Annotated in this window: 15 protein-coding genes, 1 tRNA gene, 1 other RNA gene and 2 pseudogenes; 15 read left to right on the top strand and 4 right to left on the bottom strand. The window is 70.1% G+C overall.

The annotated features are described in order from the left end of the window. The 9 genes from pruA to V1634_RS23025 all read left to right on the top strand — a co-directional run bounded on the left by pruA (position 1) and on the right by V1634_RS23025 (position 8957). The gene (gene pruA, locus V1634_RS23065) at positions 1–1629 is read left to right on the top strand and encodes an L-glutamate gamma-semialdehyde dehydrogenase (RefSeq protein WP_331209960.1); all 1629 of its coding nucleotides are present in this window, start codon (positions 1–3) and stop codon (positions 1627–1629) included. Between the two features lie 176 nt (positions 1630–1805). After that, complete coding sequence (locus V1634_RS23060; protein ID WP_331209959.1) at positions 1806–2957, top strand: serine/threonine-protein kinase; 1152 nt, start codon at positions 1806–1808, stop codon at positions 2955–2957. A 474-nt stretch (positions 2958–3431) separates the two neighbouring features. Further along, entirely contained in the window at positions 3432–3944 is a 513-nt protein-coding gene (locus V1634_RS23055; RefSeq protein WP_331209958.1) for a PadR family transcriptional regulator, read from the top strand. Positions 3945–4053: 109 nt separating this feature from the next. Further along, complete coding sequence (gene prfB, locus V1634_RS23050; protein WP_331209957.1) at positions 4054–5175, top strand: peptide chain release factor 2; 1122 nt, start codon at positions 4054–4056, stop codon at positions 5173–5175. Positions 5176–5339: 164 nt separating this feature from the next. Next, positions 5340–6020 (top strand): cell division ATP-binding protein FtsE, encoded by a 681-nt coding sequence (ftsE, locus tag V1634_RS23045; protein ID WP_101369892.1) that lies wholly within the window; start codon positions 5340–5342, stop codon positions 6018–6020. A gap of 100 nt (positions 6021–6120) precedes the next feature. Further along, a complete protein-coding gene (gene ftsX / locus V1634_RS23040; RefSeq protein WP_331209956.1) occupies positions 6121–6996 on the top strand; it encodes a permease-like cell division protein FtsX in 876 nt (291 codons plus the stop codon). 159 nt (positions 6997–7155) lie between these two features. Beyond that, entirely contained in the window at positions 7156–7632 is a 477-nt protein-coding gene (gene smpB / locus V1634_RS23035; RefSeq protein ID WP_101369894.1) for an SsrA-binding protein SmpB, read from the top strand. Positions 7633–7843: 211 nt separating this feature from the next. Beyond that, positions 7844–8219: a transfer-messenger RNA gene (gene ssrA / locus V1634_RS23030) on the top strand. A gap of 231 nt (positions 8220–8450) precedes the next feature. Further along, positions 8451–8957 carry a hypothetical protein gene (locus V1634_RS23025; RefSeq protein WP_331209955.1) on the top strand — a complete coding sequence of 169 codons (507 nt, stop codon included), beginning with the start codon at positions 8451–8453 and terminating at the stop codon, positions 8955–8957. A gap of 30 nt (positions 8958–8987) precedes the next feature. Here the strand turns inward: V1634_RS23025 and V1634_RS23020 are convergent, their stop codons facing one another. Continuing rightward, positions 8988–9791, bottom strand: a complete 804-nt coding sequence (locus V1634_RS23020; RefSeq protein ID WP_331209954.1) for an S-methyl-5'-thioadenosine phosphorylase — start codon at positions 9789–9791, stop codon at positions 8988–8990. Between the two features lie 115 nt (positions 9792–9906). Between V1634_RS23020 and V1634_RS23015 the strand changes: the two genes are divergently transcribed. The 5 genes and pseudogenes from V1634_RS23015 to V1634_RS35510 form a co-directional block, all read left to right on the top strand. Continuing rightward, positions 9907–10044 carry a hypothetical protein gene (locus tag V1634_RS23015; RefSeq protein ID WP_331209953.1) on the top strand — a complete coding sequence of 46 codons (138 nt, stop codon included), beginning with the start codon at positions 9907–9909 and terminating at the stop codon, positions 10042–10044. Between the two features lie 11 nt (positions 10045–10055). Then, positions 10056–10646 carry a YqgE/AlgH family protein gene (locus V1634_RS23010; protein WP_234359603.1) on the top strand — a complete coding sequence of 197 codons (591 nt, stop codon included), beginning with the start codon at positions 10056–10058 and terminating at the stop codon, positions 10644–10646. 94 nt (positions 10647–10740) lie between these two features. Then, positions 10741–10813: transfer RNA gene (locus tag V1634_RS23005), tRNA-Ala, on the top strand. 460 nt (positions 10814–11273) lie between these two features. Next, positions 11274–11847 (top strand): annotated as a pseudogene (locus V1634_RS23000) (IS110 family transposase). Positions 11848–12184: 337 nt separating this feature from the next. Continuing rightward, a pseudogene (locus tag V1634_RS35510) lies at positions 12185–12373 on the top strand (transposase); the annotation flags it as partial. A 322-nt stretch (positions 12374–12695) separates the two neighbouring features. Here the strand turns inward: V1634_RS35510 and V1634_RS22990 are convergent. Then, complete coding sequence (locus tag V1634_RS22990; RefSeq protein WP_331209950.1) at positions 12696–13394, bottom strand: DUF899 family protein; 699 nt, start codon at positions 13392–13394, stop codon at positions 12696–12698. Between the two features lie 125 nt (positions 13395–13519). On the opposite strand from V1634_RS22990, the gene V1634_RS22985 reads away from it, so the two are divergent. Continuing rightward, positions 13520–14473 carry an RNA polymerase subunit sigma-70 gene (locus V1634_RS22985; RefSeq protein ID WP_331209949.1) on the top strand — a complete coding sequence of 318 codons (954 nt, stop codon included), beginning with the start codon at positions 13520–13522 and terminating at the stop codon, positions 14471–14473. Between the two features lie 950 nt (positions 14474–15423). Here V1634_RS22985 and V1634_RS22980 read toward each other — a convergent pair. Next, complete coding sequence (locus tag V1634_RS22980; protein WP_331209948.1) at positions 15424–16974, bottom strand: phospholipase D-like domain-containing protein; 1551 nt, start codon at positions 16972–16974, stop codon at positions 15424–15426. Continuing rightward, positions 16967–18145: a hypothetical protein gene (locus V1634_RS22975; protein ID WP_331209947.1), complete on the bottom strand. Its 1179-nt coding sequence runs from the start codon at positions 18143–18145 to the stop codon at positions 16967–16969. The genes V1634_RS22980 and V1634_RS22975 overlap by 8 nt, the downstream gene beginning before the upstream one ends. Between the last annotated feature and the right edge of the window lies 1 nt (position 18146).

Raw genomic sequence — 18146 nt, 5'->3', positions numbered from 1 at the left:
ATGGACGCCGTTCTCTCCGTACCCGAGCCGCACAACGAGCCGGTCCGCGACTACGCCCCCGGCAGTGCGGAGCGGGCCAGCCTGCAACGCCGGCTCGCCGAGCTGGCCGCCGAACGGCTCGAACTGCCGATGACCATCGGCGGTACGCAACGGATGGGCGCGGGTGCCGCGATCGACGTCGTAGCGCCGCACCGGCACCAGCATGTGCTGGGGGTCACCCACAACGCAACCAACGCGGATGCGCAGGCGGCGGTGACGGCCGCGAAGCAAGCTGCCCCGATGTGGCGGGATTTGTCCTTTGCAGACCGGGCTGCCGTTTTCCTCCGGGCCGCCGACCTGCTCGCCGGCCCCTGGCGGGACACCCTGAACGCGGCGACGATGCTCGGCCAGTCCAAGACGGCGATCCAGGCCGAGATCGACTCCGCCTGTGAGCTGATCGACTTCCTGAGGTTCAACGTCGCCTTCGCCCGCAAGCTCCTCGCCGAGCAGCCGCTCTCGTCGAGCGGGGTGTGGAACCGGTTCGACCACCGGCCGCTGGAGGGCTTCGTCTACGCCGTCACGCCGTTCAACTTCACCGCGATCGCCGGAAACCTGCCTGCCGCACCCGCGCTGGTCGGCAACACGGTGGTCTGGAAGCCGGCACCGACCCAGCAGCTCGCCGCGCACTACACGATGCGGCTGTTCGAGGCGGCCGGCCTGCCGCCCGGCGTGATCAACATGGTCACCGGGGACGGCATCGCGGTCTCCGAGGTCACCCTCGCCGACCCCGACCTGGCCGGCATCCACTTCACCGGTTCGACCAAGGTGTTCCAGAAGCTGTGGCAGGGCGTCGGCGAGAACATCGCGAACTACCGGGGCTACCCCCGGCTGGTCGGCGAGACCGGCGGCAAGGACTTCGTGGTCGCGCACCCGAGCGCCGACGTCGACGCGCTGCACACCGCGCTGATCCGGGGGGCGTACGAGTACCAGGGGCAGAAGTGCTCGGCCGCGTCCCGGGCGTACGTGCCCCGCTCGCTCTGGGAGGGCGGCCTGCGGGACCGGCTGGCCGCCACCGCCGACGGGCTGGCGTACGGCGACGTCGCCGACTTCACCAACTTCGGCGGTGCGGTGATCGACGCCAAGGCGTTCGCCCGGCACACCGACGCGCTGGACCTGATCGGAAGCGACTCCGCCTGCCGGGTCGTGGCCGGCGGCACCGCCGACGACTCGGTCGGCTGGTTCGTCCGGCCGACCCTCTTCGAGTGCGACGACCCCGGGCACAAGTCGTTCACCACCGAATACTTCGGGCCGATCCTCGGCGTGCACGTCTACGAGGACGCCCGCTTCGAGGAGACCGTACGGCAGGCCGAGTCCGTCGCTCCGTACGCCCTGACCGGTTCGATCTTCGCCACCGATCGCCGGGTGGTCGACTGGGCCACCGAGACCCTGCGGTACGCGGCCGGCAACTTCTACATCAACGACAAGCCGACCGGTGCGGTGGTCGGGCAGCAGCCGTTCGGCGGTGCCCGGGCGAGCGGTACCAACGACAAGGCCGGCTCCTGGCACAACCTGGCCCGGTGGATGTCGCCGCGCACCGTGAAGGAGACCTTCGCCCCGCCGACCGACCACCGCTACCCGCACATGGGCTGATTCCTCTCCGGCAGCCGGGCTGGTGCCCGCCCGGCCTCCCCGGTTCGTGCCAGCCCGGCCGCGCCCGGTTCGCCGTCCGATCCGATCGACCTAGCGTCACTCCCAGACAGCGGAAAGTGATCGTCTGCCGACCAGTGGCGGTGGGGCGGACGGCTACCCGGGTCAGGGGAGGACACGTGATCAATCGCGTGCTTGGCGGCCGCTACCGAATCATCCGAGAGGTCGCCTCGGGGGCGACCGGGGTCGTCTGGCGAGCCGTGGACCTGTGCTGCGGCGAACCGGTGGCGGTCAAGACGCTGCGGCCGCGTGCCGCCGGCCGGCCGGACCTGGTGGCCGCGTTCGTCGCCGAGACGGAGCTGGTCGCCGGCCTCGACCACCCCTGCCTGGTGCGGCCGCGGGACGTACTCGGGCAGGGGCCGGAGCGGGCGCTGGTGATGGAACTGGTCGAGGGGGAGGACCTGCGGTGGCGGCTGCACCGCACCGGGCCGGTCCCACCGGCGATCGCGGCCGAGGTGTCGGCACAACTCGCCGGTGCGCTGGCCTACCTGCACGTCCGGCAGATCGTGCACGGCGACGTGAAGCCGGGCAACCTGGTGGTGCCGGCCGACGGCGGCCTGGTCCGGCTGGTCGACTTCGGCGCGGCTCGCCGGGTGGGCGCCGGACCGGCCTGGCCGGACACCCAGGCCACTCCCGAGTACGTGGCCCCGGAGGTGGTCGGCGGCGGCCCGCCCACCCCGGCCAGCGACGTCTACGCGCTCGGCGTCCTGCTTTTCGAACTGGTCAGCGGCCGCAGCCCGTACCGGGGCGGGCCGCCGGCCGAGGTACTCGACCGGCACCGCACCTGCCGCCCGGTGCCGCCGCCCGGGCTGCCTCCGGTGGTCTGGCAGTTCGTCGAGGACTGCCTGGCGGCTGATCCGACCGACCGGCCCGACGCGGTGCGGGCCGCCGCCCGGCTGCGGGGCATGGAGCCGGCGCTGGACGGACTGACCGCGCTGCCCAGGCCCGCCGCCGACCAGGTCACCTGGTGGCCCCGGATCGCCGGACCGGTCACCGGGAGGGCTCCGGTCGGCCGCCGACCGGAGCGGCCGCCGACCGTGCCGGTCAGTGGTCCGGGCGGCTCCGGATCCGCCGGGCGGGGCTCGGCCGGCTCGGCCGGTACCGTCCTGCGGCCCACCCCGTCGGCGGTGCCGCGGTTCGGTGACCGCCGGGGCCGGCCTCCCACGGCGGCCGCCCTGGCGGGTGCCGGTGCGCTCGTCGCCGCGACGCCGCTGGCCACGGTACCGACGCCTGCCGCCGGGTCCCTCTGCCCGCCCCGCGTCGTTCGGTGAGCCCGTCCGCCCTGCCGGCGCCTCGGACCGGCCTCGGACCGGCGGGGCGGACCGGCGGGGCGGACCGGTGGTGGCCTTCCGGCAAAAACCCACATAAGCGATGAAAGTTGACTAACCTCCCCAATTGACACTTGCCCGTGACCGCCTGTGCGCGCCGCCGGGACCACCGAAGCGGTCCACCGGGCGGCTCGGTACGGTTCACCGGGCGGCTCGGTACGGTTCACCGGGCGGCTCGGCGGTCGGCCGGGTGCCTACGGCGGGTGGCGCGGTGCGGCTCGCGGCAGAGGCGCGTGGAGGTGTCCGCCGGGGCGGCACGCGCCCGTCCGGTGGTCGGCTCCGCCGTGCCCCGGCGACCCCGATCCATCGATCGTCCTCATCCGACTGTCGCCCCAGAACAGTGCACAGTGGAGACAAAGACCAGCGGATAGTGCCAAATCCTGGACGCGGCGCCGGCAAAGTGGCAGCGTGGAGGCCATGGCGGATGTTGCAATCAATCCCACCGCGGCAGCCCTGCTCGGGCTGCTCCACGAAGGACCGATGACAGGCGGCCAGTTGATGGCCGCCGCCGAGCGGCGCCTGGCGCCGTACTGGTCGATGACCCGGAGCCAGGTCTACCGGGAGTTGCCGGCCCTGGCCGAGCAGGGACTCGTCCGGCTCGGCAAGCCGGGTCCCCGGTCCAGTCAGCCGTACGCGATCACGGCGGCCGGAAAACGCACCTTCTCCCGCTGGCTCACCGAGACGCCGGGGCGGGACACGGTGCGTAACCCGACCGCGCTGCGGGTCGCCTTCGGCCCGCAGCACTCGGCCACCCAGTTGCGCAACCTGATGACCAGCGCCAACGAATACCACACCGAGGCGCTCGCGGCAGCCCGGGAGCAGGCCCGGGACGCCAAGAAGGCCGGTGACTCGTACGGTGCCGCCGCCCTGGAGTTCGCGGTCGCGTACCACAAGGCGGCCCTGTCCTGGCTGAAGAGCGCACCGGTCTGACCCGGCCCCGGCCCGGCCGGCCGGTTCGGGCGGCACCCGACGGACGCGCCGGAGCGCTTCGTTGCCGGCGGCGACCCGGTCCCGCGGACGACCAGTACTCTTGACTGTCGTGACCGCTGCCGATTACGCCGACCAACTCAAGGATCTTGACGCTACGCTCCGCAACATCGAGGCCGTCCTCGATGTTGATCGCCTGCGTCAGGCCAAGGCGGAGCTGGAGGAGGCGGCCTCCGCGCCGGACCTGTGGGACGACCAGGCCCGGGCGCAGGAGGTGACCTCCAGGCTTTCGTACGTCAACGGAGAGATCGACAAGCTGGAGAGCCTGCGCGCCCGGCTCGACGATGCCCGGGTGCTGCTGGAACTCGCCGAGGCGGAGGCTGACGCGGGCGTGCTCGGCGAGGTCGAGACGGAGATCGGCGGGCTGACCAAGGCCATCCAGGAGATGGAGGTTCGTACCCTGCTGTCCGGGGAGTACGACTCCCGGGAGGCGCTGGTCGCGATCCGGGCGGGCGCGGGCGGGGTGGACGCGGCCGACTTCGCGGAGATGCTGCTCCGGATGTACCTGCGCTGGGCCGAGCGGCACGGCTATCCGACCGAGGTCTACGAGACGTCGTACGCAGAGGAGGCGGGGCTGAAGTCGGCCACCTTCGCGGTCAAGGTCCCGTACGCGTACGGGACGCTCAGCGTCGAGGCCGGCACGCACCGGCTGGTCCGGATCAGCCCCTTCGACAACCAGGGGCGCCGGCAGACCAGCTTCGCCGGGGTCGAGGTGCTGCCGGTCACCGAACAGACCGACCATATCGACATTCCGGAAAACGAGCTGCGGGTCGATGTCTACCGGTCGTCAGGTCCCGGTGGGCAGAGCGTGAACACCACCGACTCGGCGGTGCGGATCACGCACATCCCGACCGGGATCGTGGTCACCTGCCAGAACGAGAAGTCCCAGCTCCAGAACAAGGCGTCCGCGCTGCGCGTGCTCCAGTCCCGGCTGCTGGAGCGCAAGCGCCAGGAGGAGCAGGCCAAACTGGAGGGCCTGAAGACCGACGCCGCCGGGTCGTGGGGCGACCAGATGCGCTCGTACGTCCTGCACCCGTATCAGATGGTGAAGGATCTGCGTACCGAGCAGGAGACGGGCAACCCGGCGTCGGTGTTCGACGGTGATTTGGACGGATTTATCGAGGCTGGCATCCGTTGGCGCAAGCAGCGTCAGCTCGCCGGTGACGCCGCGTGAACACGGCTCGCGTCCACGTCGCTGCGGTGTGTCGACATCGGTGATCGTTTCCATGTGCAGGGCGTGAGGAACGCCGGACGCAGTGCAGTTTCACGATAAATGTGGCGCGGACAGGCCGGCCTCCGGGCTTGGCCTTTTCGTTACGACGCGTAGACTCACCACCCGTGATTCAGCTTGAGCAAGTGACGAAGACGTACCCGAAGGCGTCCCGGCCGTCGCTCGACAGCGTGTCGGTCTCGATCGAGAAGGGTGAGTTCGTCTTCTTCATCGGTCCCTCCGGTTCCGGCAAGTCGACAATCATCAAGCTGCTGCTGCACGAGGTGACCCCGAACAAGGGTCGGGTGATGGTCAACAACAAGGACGTCACCTCGATGCGCTCCTGGAAGATCCCGAACTTCCGGCGCTCGATCGGCTGCGTCTTCCAGGACTTCCGGCTGCTGCCCAACCGCACGGCGTACGAGAACGTCGCGTTCGCCCTCGAGGTCATCGGCAAGACCAAGGCGGTCGCCCGCCGCGTCGTGCCCGAGGTGCTGGAGCTGGTCGGGCTCGGTGGCAAGGAGCACCGGTACCCGCACGAGCTCTCCGGCGGTGAGCAGCAGCGTGTCGCGGTGGCGCGGGCCTTCGTCAACCGGCCGCTGATCCTGCTGGCCGACGAGCCCACCGGAAACCTCGACCCGGACACCTCGATCGAGATCATGCGCCTGCTGGACCGGATCAACCGCACCGGTACCACGGTCGTGATGGTCACCCACGACTCCAACATCGTCAACCAGATGCGCCGTCGCGTCATCGAGATCGAGAGTGGTCGCATCGTGCGTGACCAGGCCCGGGGCGTCTACGGCTGACCGTGCCCCGCCGCCCGGGCGTGGCCAGCCCCCGTCCTGCCCGGCACCGGCCCCGAATCGACGATGAACGACCCCTGCGGAGATCCGGAAGGAACCCCCGATGCGCTTGAAATACGTCCTGTCCGAGGTGTTGGTCGGGCTGTGGCGCAACGTGACCATGACCATCGCGATGATCATCACGATGGCGGTCTCACTCACCATGCTCGGCGCGAGTGGCCTGATGTACCTCCAGGTCGACGCCATGAAAGACGCGTACTACAAGGACATCGAGGTGTCGATCTTCCTCGATGCCGGGGTGACCGAGCAGCAGCGCACCGAGTTGCAGACCGCGCTGGAGGGCGACCCGCTCGTCCGGGAGGTCAAGTACGAGTCCAAGCAGGAGGCCTACGAGCGGTTCAGGAAGCTGTTCGCGGACTCGCCCGACCTGGTCGAGGCGGTGCAGGCGGAGAAGCTTCCCGAGTCGTTCCGGGTCAACCTGGTCAACCCGGAGCAGTACGAGCAGATCCTCGACAACTACAAGGACCGCGAGGGGATCGACGACATCATCGACCAACGTCGGCTGCTCGAACAGATCTTCAACATCCTCAACGCGATCCAGAACATGGCCCTGGTCTCCGCCTCGGTGATGGCGATCGCCGCGCTGCTGCTGGTCGCGAACACGATCCAGGTGGCCGCCTACAGCAAGCGCCGTGAGGTCGCGGTGATGAAGTTGGTCGGTGCCTCCAACTGGTTCATCCAGGCGCCGTTCGTGCTGGAGGCCGTGGTGGCCGGCCTGCTCGGCGCGATCATCGGGTTCGGCGCGCTCGTACTGGGCAAGATCTTCCTGCTCGACGGCTCGCTGCGGGACCTGACCGACCTGCTCACACCGATCGAGTGGAGCACGGTGCTGCTGATGTTCCCGTTCATGGCCGGGGTCGGTGGTCTGGTCAGTGCCGTCACCGCCTGGGTGACGCTCCGGTTCTACCTGAGGGTCTAGCCCTCCGCCGCCGTGGCGGCCGTCGATCAACCGCAGGGCCCCTGGCACAGCGCAAAAAGCGCGAGCCAGGGGCCCTGTGCCGCGAGGTAGCATTGCGCGGTTGTTCACGGGTACGACGAGGAACACGCACGAGCACGACGAGGAAGGGGTGTGGCGCCGATGCCACGGGAGAAGGGGCGGAAGGTCGTCGCCTCCAACCGCAAGGCGCGGCACGACTACGCCATCCTCGACACCTACGAGGCGGGCATGGCGTTGACCGGCACCGAGGTCAAGTCGCTGCGTGCCGGCCGGGCGTCCCTGGTCGACGCCTTCGCCCAGGAGCGGGACGGCGAGATCTACCTGCACGGCATGCACATCCCGGAGTACGCCCAGGGGACGTGGACCAACCACGAACCCCGGCGTACCCGCAAACTGCTGCTGAACCGCCAGGAGATCAGCCGGCTCATCGGCAAGCTGAAGGAGAGCGGGCTGACCCTGGTGCCGCTCTCGGTCTACTTCTCGGACGGCTGGGCCAAGGTCGAGATCGGCCTGGCCAAGGGCAAGAAGTCGTACGACAAGCGGCAGGATCTGGCCAAGCGGGACGCCGACCGGGAGATCGCCAAGGTTGCCGGTCGACGCGGCAAGGGCATGGGCTGACCTGAGCCGACTCGTCCAGCGCCGTGTCCGCTGCCTGCGGTTTGGGAGCGCTGGGACGGCTGTGACGGACGTTACGGTCCGGATGTCCGGTTCGGTCGGTGTGGCGGGCCGGTATCCGGAATGAAGTCGGCGGGGCGAGGCGTTAGGCTTGGGGAGACCGCCGAGAGGCGGTGCGGAAACTCCACCGGCCCACCCGGGCCGGTCGGACACAGGGGGTGACTGGTTTCGACTTCGTACGTTACGGCAGGGGAAGCGAGCCGAGGAAGCCGACGTCGTCTCGAGAATCGTTCGTCGGAAACCAATAAGCGCCAAGCAGAATCGCGCTGACTTCGCTCTCGCCGCCTGAGGCGAGTAGCGAGTCTGTCGGCCTGGGAGTGCCTTCGACCCAGTTAGCCGGCATCAGCTAGGAGGCTGGCCAATCGGACCCGGTCGCGGGGTCCGTGCGGCGAGATTAATCAGCGACTGGGCCCGTCACACCGACTCGCTCGCGTGATCGGAGGGGCCGAGTAGAGGCACAGCGAGCTGCGCTCGGAGAAGCCCTGGCAAGGCGACGAAGGACCCGGGTTCGATTCCCGGCACCTCCACGACAACGGCTGCGCCCCGGTCCGCAGGGACCGGGGCGCAGCCGTCACCGCGTCTGCCCGATCCCACCGCCCCCCCGCAGCCCGTCGCCGCCCCGTCAGCCGGGGCTGCTGGGGCGGCCGGGGCCAATGGGACTTACGGGACAGATGAGCCGGTTCGCAAGGGTCGACAGCGGTACGCGCTGAGCCGCACCATCGGGATTACATCCGGTAGGTGCCGCTCCGCGGGAGGTGGTCATGCCGACCGATTCGAACCAGCACCAACTGTCGATCTCCGTGCCCTCCGAGTCACCCACACCGGGGACGCCGACCGGGTCGGCCACGTTGCGGATGGTCCGACGCCGCCGGGCCGCACTGCTGGGCGAGATCCACCTCTTGGAGCAGGCGCTCGCCGCACCGGCCCGGGACCCCGGCTGGCGACCCCGGGTCCGCAGCAGCCTCGGGGGACTGCGGTGCGCCTTCGCCGAGCACATGGTGAGCACCGAGGGACCGGACGGGCTCTACGCCGAACTGCTGGACCACGCGCCGCGACTGGCTCGGGGCGTACACGTGCTGATCCGGGAACACGCGGCGGTGGTCGACACGATGTCCGCCCTGCAACGTCGGGTCGACCTGCCGGAGATCGGCGTCACCGAACTCCGGAACTGGGCGACCGACCTGCTCCGGGAGCTCTCCCGGCACCGGCAGCGCGGCGCAGACCTGGTCTACGAGGCGTACCAGACGGACATCGGCGGGGAGACCTGAACCGATCCGTCCGGCCGGCGCCGCGCGGGGTCAGGGCAGGTCGATCGGCAGCCTGATGCCGTCGAGGCTGTGCGGGCACGGGCAGTCGCGGTCGGTGGAGAGCCGCCCGACCGCGTCGAGCAACACCTCCCGCAGCCGCGCGGTGTTCTCGCCGAAGACCCGGAACACCTCCTCCTGGGTCACCGCGTGTCCACCTTCCACACCGGCGTCGAGATCCGTGACCAGCGCCACGGCGGTGTAGCAGAGCGCGAGTTCGCGGGCGAGTACGGCCTCCGGATGCCCGGTCATGTTGATGATCGCCCCACCCATCGCGGAGTACCAGCGCGACTCGGCCCGGGTGGAGAATCTCGGTCCTTCCACCACCACCATCGTGCCACCGTCCTGCGCCTCGATCCCGTGTGCGGCCGTGGCGGCCAGTACGGTGCCACGGCCCCGGGGGCAGTACGGGTCGGCGAAGGAGACGTGCACGGCGCCCCGGTCGTAGTAGGTCTGTGCCCGGCCACTCGTCCGGTCGACGAGCTGGTCCGGAACCACGAACGTTCCCGGGCCGAGTTCCGGGCGCAGCCCGCCGACGGCACAGGGGGCGAGGATCTGGCGTACGCCCAGCGACCGCAACGCCCACAGGTTCGCCCGGTACGGGATCAGGTGCGGCGGGAACCGGTGATCGCGCCCGTGCCGGGGCAGGAAGGCGACCGCCCGCCCCGCCACCTGCGCCACCGTGATCGGATCGGACGGCGGCCCGTACGGCGTCTCGACCCGGTGCTCGGTGGCGTCCTCCAGTAGGGCGTAGAGCCCGGATCCGCCGATCACCGCGAGTTCCGCCTGCGGACCCATGCCCCCGCCTCTCCTGCTCAACGCTCGTCCGGGCTGCCGATTGTCGTCAAAGCGCTCTGTGGACTAGCCCTACAGACCTTAACCAGGGCCAGTGCCGCAAGCTATGGTGCGTGGCATGGCGTTTACTGCGCGCAGGATCACCATCGATCCTGTCGATCCGGCGAGGCCGGTGAAGGGCCGGGCCGTGGTGACCGACGACAAGACGCGGCGGCGGCCCGGGGAGTGGTTCCTGATCCTCGGGCCGGCCGAGTAACGGTGGCTGGCGTGTACGGCGAGGGGCAGGCGATCGGGGGGCGGTCAATGGAGTCGATGACCGGGCAGTTGCTGGTCGCGACCCCTGCGCTGAAGGACCCGAACTTCGACCGGACCGTGGTGCTGTTGGTCGCGCACGAGGCGGGCGGCGCACTCGGGGTGGTGCTCAACCGGGCGACCGAGGTGCCGGTCTCCGAGGTGCTCGGCGCCTGGGGCGGGCTGGCCCGGGACCCGGCGGTGCTCTTCGAGGGCGGCCCGGTACAGCCGGAGTCGGCGATCTGCCTGGCCCGGATGCGTACCCCGACCCAGCGGGTGAAGGGCATCCACCAGGTGACCGGGGCGGTCGGCACGGTGGACCTCTCGGTCGACCCGGACCGGCTTCGGGACGCTGTCACCGGGATCCGCGTCTTCGCCGGCTACTCCGGCTGGTCTCCGGGGCAGGTCGAGGAGGAGGTCGCCCGGGGCTCCTGGTTCGTCCTGGACGCCCTGCCCGGCGACGCGTTCATGGAGCGCCCCGACGACCTGTGGCCGATGGTGCTCCGCCGGCAGGGCGGGATCATGGCGGCGGTCGCGCACTTCCCGCCGGACGTACTGCTCAACTGACCCCGGACGGCACGATGCCCCCTCGGATGACCCGGGCCGCGAGGGTGTGTACTATTGCGCGGGTGCCCGGGAGACCGGGCAGGCAGTGCAGCAAGGGGCCGTGGCGCAGCTGGTAGCGCACCACACTGGCAGTGTGGGGGTCAGGGGTTCGAGTCCCCTCGGCTCCACCTTGTGTTTGTGCAGGTGAATTGGCATCAGTCATCGACTGGTGCCAATTCCTTGTGATCTTGTGGTCACAGCCCGTGGTCGGGGCCCCAGCAGCCGCCGACAACAGCGCCGTCTGCGTTGATTTCCTGCGCCCGGTGCTCTCGCCGGGCGAGAATCGGTGTCGGGGTACCGGCAGAAGGACAAGGCCAAGTACGGCTCGAAGTGCAGACCCTGCACCGGGTCAGCCCGTCCCCAGCGATTGGACACCTCGCCAAACTTCGGATCTGTCGAGAATCCCCGAGAATAACCGTCCGTAACACGAGTGTTCCCGAGTGCCGCGAGCCGATCGCTTCCGGATCTGGCTCCCGCTACTTTCTTCGTGCCTCTCATGGAGGGGTGCAGGCCGGCGGTCCCGGCATGACTCATGGCTCCTGTCGTTGATGACCTCAGAGGTGGTATCACCGGGACCGCAGGGCGTTCGTGACCGCTGATAGGGATCTGGCCCGTGCATACGGAGGCCTTTGTCGCGTGGCTGCCGGCGCGTCGTCCAAGACTGGCCTGCTCTCACAGCAAGGAGAGCGATCGTTGTCCATCGCACAGCCCGGCGAGCGTCAGGGGTTCGAGGTGTTCTGCGGCGTCGACGTCGCCCGGGCGACGCACCACGCGGTCGCGCTGGATCACGGGGGCCGGCGGCTGGTCGACCGTCCGCTACCCAACAACGAGGCCGCCTTGCGCACCTCGTTCAGCGAGCTCACCGTGCATGGGCAGGTCTTGGTGGTGGTCGACCAGCCCGCGTCGATCGGGGCCCTGGCCATCGCCGTCGCGCGACATGGGAATCGAAGTCGGCTATCTTCCCGGGCTGGCGATGCGCCGCATCGCCGATCTGTATCCCGGCGAGGGCAGGACCGACGCACGAGACGCGTTCGTCATCGCCGACGCCGCCCGCACATTGCCGCACACGCTGCGTCGGGTCGGCCCGATGAGCAGGCCGTGGCCGCGCTGGGAGTTCTCGCCGGATACGACGCCGACCTGGCGAACGAGGCGACCCGATTGACCAACCGACTGCATGACGCATTACTGCACGTCCACCCAGCGCCGGCAAGATGCTAGGTCGCCATCTGCGCCGCCGCGGCGTCCTCGAACTGCTGTCGACGGCTGGGACGCCGCAGCAGCTTTGTGCTCTCGACGAGACCGCGCTGCGGCGGGCCTTGGCGCCGCGATCGCCACGTCTCGCGGTGACCCTGCCCGGGCAGGTCCTCACCGCGCTGGGCGAACAGAGCGTCGTCATCCCGGCAACAGCCCAGTACGGGCGAGTGATCAGCGGGGTCGCGGCCCAGCTGCTCATGGTGCTGGACGAGCGGGTCCGCATCGCTCAGGATCTGGACGCCCTTTTGGAGCAGCATCCGCTCGCTGGCGTACTGACCTCGATGCCCGGAGTCGGGGCGAGAACCGCAGTGGCGTTGCTACTCACCCTGGGCGACGGCACCGCGTTTCGCAGCCCCGCGCATCTGGCCGCCTACGCCGGTCTCGCGCCGGTGACCCGCCAGTCCGGGCGCACCATCCGCGGGGAGCGACCAGCGTCATAGGGACACCTCTGTGTCATCCATCAAGGAGCGGGGCCGGTCAAGCCGGGGTGGGCTGGTTGGTTCGGTGTTGACGTCGGACGAGGGCGTGTTGAGGTGCCGCCTCCTGGTGGGGTGGCGGTGATCGTTGTGGGGTGTGGTCGTGTTCGCCAGGTTCCGGGTGACGCCGGAAGGGCAGGCCGAGGGCTCGGCTGCCGGTCATCCATTCGCCACGGTCATGTTGGCTTGCGCGCGGGCGGACGTCTGAGCGCGCGGGGCGAGGCAGCATCAGCTGAGGCGGCGGCCGAGCCGAGCATGACCCATTCGGCGGTGTTGAGCATCAGGCCTGCACCTGGCCGACCGGGGTCGCCCCCGGGCGGGTCCACTGGGGGATGGGCCGGCCGTCGCGGCGGAACCAGCTCTGCGCCGGATCCTGGGGCCAGCCCTCGGGCGAGTCCTCCCAGGTCTCCTGACGCCCGTAGACCGTCATATCCAGCAGTTGCAGGGCCGGCATCATCGCCTCGCAACCGCGGCCGTCGGTCTGGTACGTGAGGAAGACCCGGTCGCCGTCGCGGAGGAAAACCGCTATGGCTTCCTGAGGAAGGGTCGGGTCGTCGACCCCGTCAGTGGAGTACCAGGGGTGTGTGTAGCCCATGAACTCCCGAAACGGAGCGAACTGCTCGTAGGGTCCTTCGCACCAGACGGCGAACGAGACTCCCCGGGCGTGCAGGTAGGTGGCGTCCTGGAAGTTCCAGATCGTGGCGGTGCAGCCGCGGCACTGGCCCTCGAACGGCTCGTCGCGGTGCCACATGTGCTGGAAGACGAAGAGCTGATCGCGTCCTTCGAACGTGTCCAGCAGGGTGGTGGGGCCATTGGCGCCGACGAGTTGGAGGCCAGCGTTGACCTCGGTCATCGGCAGCCGGCGGCGGGCCGCGGCGATCGCGGAGCCCTCGCGAGTGTGGGCCTTCTCCCGGACGAGCAGGGCCGCGCGTTCGCGGCTCCAGGTGTCGTAGTCGACGATCGCTGGCATCGCGGGCATCTGAGTTGTCCCTTCGGATGATGAACTGTGTCGGTGGTACCGACGAGCCAGCCCGGGATCGTCATCGGTCGAGTTTGGGGGCGGTCCCCCCGACAAGCGGCCCGGGATTCGTTAGGCTGCCATGATTGGACAACCAGGAGCGGCCGACGATGACCCAGCACCCCTCGGCCACTACCGACAAGGACGATTGGCTGCGGGCCGCGTACGAGACGCACCGGCGCGAGCTGCATGCTCACTGTTACCGCCTTGCCGGCAATGTGGCCGACGCCGACGACCTGACGCAGGAGACGTTCCTTCGGGCCTGGCGGGCACGGGACGCCTTCCAGGAACGTGCCTCGGCGCGGACCTGGCTCTACCGCATAGCCACCAACGTATTCCTCGACAGCCGCAAGGCCGCAGAGCGGCGCGCGGTGCCCGGTGGTGACATCTTCGAGTGGGACACGCGGATCGGCCCCTACCCCGACGCGCTGCTGGGCGGCGAGCCCGTGGCCGACCTCGCCGCCGCGGAACTCGTGGAGCTGGCGCTGATCGCCGCGCTCATGCACCTGCCGCCCCGGCAACGAGCCGCGTTCATCCTGCGCGACATCCACGGCTGGACACCGGCCGAGATCGCACAAATCCTGAACGTCGCGGTGTCTACGGCCAACAGCCTGCTGCAGCGCGCCCGCGATACGGTACGCCGCCATGTCCCGGACGACCCACAGTCTTGGCGCCGCCCGAAACTCACCGCCGAGGACAGGGAGATCCTGCGCCGCTACGCCACGGCCAACAGTCCCGACACGATGCGGGGACTGCTCACCGAAGACGTCAGGATCACCATGCCACCCGAGCCGGCGGTGGTGGGAATCGACGCTGCGGCCGAGTTCCTCACCCGACCGCTGGACTGGCGTTCCGTCCCAGTCTCAGCCAACGGACGGCCCGCGCTGGCCGGCTACCTCCGCCGACCAGGCCGCCCGCACCACGACGCGCTAGTGGTCGACGTGCTCCACATCATCGACGGGAAGATCTCCAAGATCAACGCCTTTGTCGGAGCGGACCACATCGCCGCGTTCGGGATGCCACTCACGCTCCAGCCCTGATCCCGTACCCGACGGCAGGAAAATTCAGATCATCGCCGCCGACAGCGACATCCCCACCGGCATCGTCGCCTCGCATGCGACGATCGATCTCACTTCACAGCGCTCGGTTGTTCCCGGAGTCACGAACACCGGAGTCGGTCAGGGGCAACGGGTTGAAGACGTCCAAGGGAAACAGTGACAGCTCGGCCTAACCTGCCCAAGGCCGCCCTCTGTCAATTCTCCGGTGGCTCGGGTCTGGGGCCTCCGGGCGTAGTGAACGGCTTCGCTGGTGCGAGCATCGCGAAGACAATCTGTTTCCCGAACCGCGTCACTGCGGTTAGTCGATCTGGTGCGGGCAGTGGTGGCCGGACGGGGTGGCGCGAAGCCTCCCACACTGAGCGTGGTCACGTTGGTGGTCACAGCTCAAGATCAATATCCATCATTGCGCGACATGCAGCGACAGGGAGTGTGATTTGCCGTGGGGGATTTTCCCTGCTCAAAGCACCTGTCGGCATCCGTGGTACGGCGTGGCAGAATCGTTACCAGACTGGCGGTGTGGGGTCAGGGGTTCGAGTCCCCTCGGCTCCACCCTATGGAACTGCAGGTCAGGGGCTTGGTCGAAGATCATCGGCCGAGCCCCTGACCTGTATGGCGTGATCCAGTACCGATGGCGCGGGCCGGACGCTGCGCCGTGCCGGCCTACCGCAGCCACCGCAGTGCGGCATCGGCGGTGTCCTCGGGACTGCTGTCGAAGGCGATGGTCGCGCCGGGAGCATGCTGCCGGACAAGGTTGACCACCTTCTCGACGGTGGCTGGCCTTCGGCGAGACGCCGACGATCAGCCCACGGCTGCTGAGCCTCACCGTGATGCTCGCGGCGGTCGCGTTCGCGCACACCCTCACCGGCGCCCACGAGACGGCCCCGGACCACTGACGGGGAGCGGGCGATCGGGGTACGCCGAGCGGAGGCCGGTCAGCGGAGCCGGGTAAGCAGCGCCGGGCAGCAACCCCGCTTTGGTCGGGCGGTGCCGGCGCCGGGGCGCTCGGCGTACCAGTTGCGCATCCGGGTGGCGGCGTCGGGTCGGCTCTCCGCCACGCTGAGCCGGAACCGGGCCGGTGGCGTCGGCCGGAGGGTGGCGACGACGTCGCCGACGTACAGCCGGAGTTCTTTGTCCTCCTCCCAGAGCACCGGGCCGGTCGCCGTCGCCTCGACCAGCCGCCGCCAGTCGGCGTCCGTCGCCGACACGGTGAGCCGTTCGCCCTGCGGCCAGCGGCGCCGCCACCGGGCGCCGAGCCCCTCGTCCAGCTCGCGCTGCGTCGGCGCCGGCACGAAGGCCAGGTCGGCGTGCTCCATGGCGTGCCGGAAGTATCGCCGGGCCTCGGCCAGTGCCGGCCGGCCGTCGAGCCGGGTGCCGACCTCGACACCGGAGAACATTCCGTGTACGGCGTCGAAGTTCGCCGAGAAGAGCGCCCCGTGCCGGCCGTCGGCGATCACACCCTTGGCGTGGGTGTCCGAGTCGCCGTGGATCGTCACACCCAGTTCGGCCAGTGCCGCCGCGTCGGCCCGGTGCTCCGGAACGTTGTTGCGACCCCGGACCAGCAGCCTCACGTCGAGTTCGTGCGCGGCCATCGCCCGGCGCAGCGGATCGAGCAGCAGCTCGGGCCGGTCCCGGATGCCGACCAGGCTGAAGGTGGCGAGCAGCAGCTCCCGCCGGGCCCGACCGATCACGTCGTGCACGGCATCGAGGATGCCCCGCTCCCGGTGCGGCCCGTCGCCGTCCTCACCGTCGTACGTCCAGATCACGCCCGTCCCGCCGGCCGGCGGCGGCACGGTGACCGGGCTCGGTGCCGGAGTACGCCGGTGCAGCGCGTACTCGGCACCGGGCAGCGCCGCCCAGGTGCAGCCGGCGAACCAGAGCCGGGTGAAGAACCTGGCCAGCCGGTCGACCTCGGCCGGGTCACCGACCAGCACCCCGTTCTCCCCGGTCGCCCGCTTCCGCTCGGTGTCGACCAGGGCGCTGGTCTCCAGGTTGGCGCTGGAGACCAGCGCCACGCTGTCGTCGACGACCAGGAACTTGGCGTGACAGCCCTCGTGCCCACGCAGCGCGATCCCTCGCCGGGTCAGCTCGTCGAACCGCTTCTTCTGAGCCTGCACGTCGACCTCGTCGATATCCTCCAGACTGGACAGGTCGCGCTTGAGTGACTGCTCCGTCCAGGAGGTGACGACGTACACCCCGCCGTGCAGCCGGTCCACGGCGGCGAAGAGCGCGTCCAGCAGCTCCCGGTCGCCGATCCGGAAACTGGCCAGGAAAATCTTGTGCCGGGCGCCCTGGATCAACTCGATCGCCGCCCGGCGGATCGAGGTGACGGATCCCCGGTAGGTGAACCGGTGCCGGTACGCCCGGTCGGCGTCGGGAGCGTCGAGGAACGGCTGCCCGGGTGCGTCCCGGAGCAGGAAATATCCCTCCGGTGCGGTGACCGCGCCCAGATCCAGCTCTTCCCGCAGCACATCACCGTCAGGCATAACGGAAGTCCTCCGCCTCGCGTAGCGCGTACACCAGACCGGGGAATCCCAGCCGCCAGGCGCGGTCGCGCAACTCCGGGCTACTGGGCAGGGCCGTGACGTCGGCACCCGGTTCGGCGGCGGCGGTGATCCGGCGATCCACCTCGATCAGCGTCTCGGCCGTCCGGTCGACGCCGACCAGGTCGATCGCCACCTCGACCACGGCGTCCTCGCTCCGAGCGGCCAATCCGAGCGGCAGCGCGAGATTCCGGCCCTGGTCGGCGAGGCGCCGGGCGATCGCCCCGGAGATCGAGCAGCGCCACCGGCCCGGTCCGGTCCGCTCGGTCCGGGGCGCCACCCGCTGCGTCCAACCGAGCAGTCCGTCCCAGGCCCGGGCCCGGGTCGCCGGGTCCTGCAATGCGTCGACCAGCCCGAGCCAGTGTTCGGCGAGCCCGACAGCGCCGGGCAGGTCGAGGCTCACCGGATCCCGCTTGCCGTCCCCGGGCAGGGTGAGGACCGGTCGGTAGCGGTCGCCGTCGACCCGCAGCTCGCCCCGGCACCGGTACACCGGACACCAACCGTTCCGGCCGATCAGCGGCGACTCGGCGGCGGACTCGGCCACCTCGGTGGTCTCCTCGTCCACCCCGGCGACCGTCCCGGCGGCCAGCCGGGCGCGCAGTTCGTCGGCGAGTGTCGTGCCGGCCAGCCGGGGCGGCATCGGGGCGTTCCCGGCCGACCGGGGGCGGAGCCGATCGACCTCGCGCAGTCCGGAGGAGCGCGGGTCGAGCGCGAGCAGGTCGCCGGTGCGCGGCAGCAGTACGACGTCCAGGCTGACCTGTCGCTTCCGGTAGACCGTCTGGGTCCGGGCGGCCCGCTCGGCGCCGGGCGACAGTGGCCGGTATCCGTCGCCGTCCCCGGCCAGTGCCCCGGCGGCCACCAGCCGGCGCGCCGCCACCGGCAGCAGCGTCGCCCCGGGCAGGTTGGTGATCTCGAAGAACTCGTCCGCGTCGGCCCGGCCGGTGGTCATCGCCAGTTCCAGCACGAACCGCTCCAGCGGCGTCATCCGCACCGGCGCGGCGCGTTCGAAGGAGACCCCGCGCCACCAGCGGATCGGCACCAGCACCTCGGGCAGTACGGCGACTGTCCCGGGCGCCGGCTCGGCGGGCGGGTCGGTCGGGACGAATTCGATCATG

Origin of the sequence: Plantactinospora veratri, assembly GCF_036421995.1 — a bacterium.
In the GTDB taxonomy this organism is placed as follows: Bacteria; Actinomycetota; Actinomycetes; order Mycobacteriales; family Micromonosporaceae; genus Plantactinospora; species Plantactinospora veratri.
This window is presented reverse-complemented; position numbering and strand designations above follow the sequence as displayed.

Excerpts from the sequence above, each read along its gene's own strand:
- pruA (WP_331209960.1), top strand. The coding sequence starts at position 1 with ATGGACGCCGTTCTCTCCGTACCCGAGCCGCACAACGAGCCGGTCCGC.
- V1634_RS23055 (WP_331209958.1), top strand. The coding sequence starts at position 3,432 with ATGGCGGATGTTGCAATCAATCCCACCGCGGCAGCCCTGCTCGGGCTG.
- ftsX (WP_331209956.1), top strand. The coding sequence starts at position 6,121 with ATGCGCTTGAAATACGTCCTGTCCGAGGTGTTGGTCGGGCTGTGGCGC.
- smpB (WP_101369894.1), top strand. The coding sequence starts at position 7,156 with ATGCCACGGGAGAAGGGGCGGAAGGTCGTCGCCTCCAACCGCAAGGCG.
- V1634_RS23025 (WP_331209955.1), top strand. The coding sequence starts at position 8,451 with ATGCCGACCGATTCGAACCAGCACCAACTGTCGATCTCCGTGCCCTCC.
- V1634_RS23020 (WP_331209954.1), bottom strand. The coding sequence starts at position 9,791 with ATGGGTCCGCAGGCGGAACTCGCGGTGATCGGCGGATCCGGGCTCTAC.
- V1634_RS23015 (WP_331209953.1), top strand. The coding sequence starts at position 9,907 with ATGGCGTTTACTGCGCGCAGGATCACCATCGATCCTGTCGATCCGGCG.
- V1634_RS22990 (WP_331209950.1), bottom strand. The coding sequence starts at position 13,394 with ATGCCCGCGATGCCAGCGATCGTCGACTACGACACCTGGAGCCGCGAA.
- V1634_RS22980 (WP_331209948.1), bottom strand. The coding sequence starts at position 16,974 with ATGCCTGACGGTGATGTGCTGCGGGAAGAGCTGGATCTGGGCGCGGTC.
- V1634_RS22975 (WP_331209947.1), bottom strand. The coding sequence starts at position 18,145 with ATGATCGAATTCGTCCCGACCGACCCGCCCGCCGAGCCGGCGCCCGGG.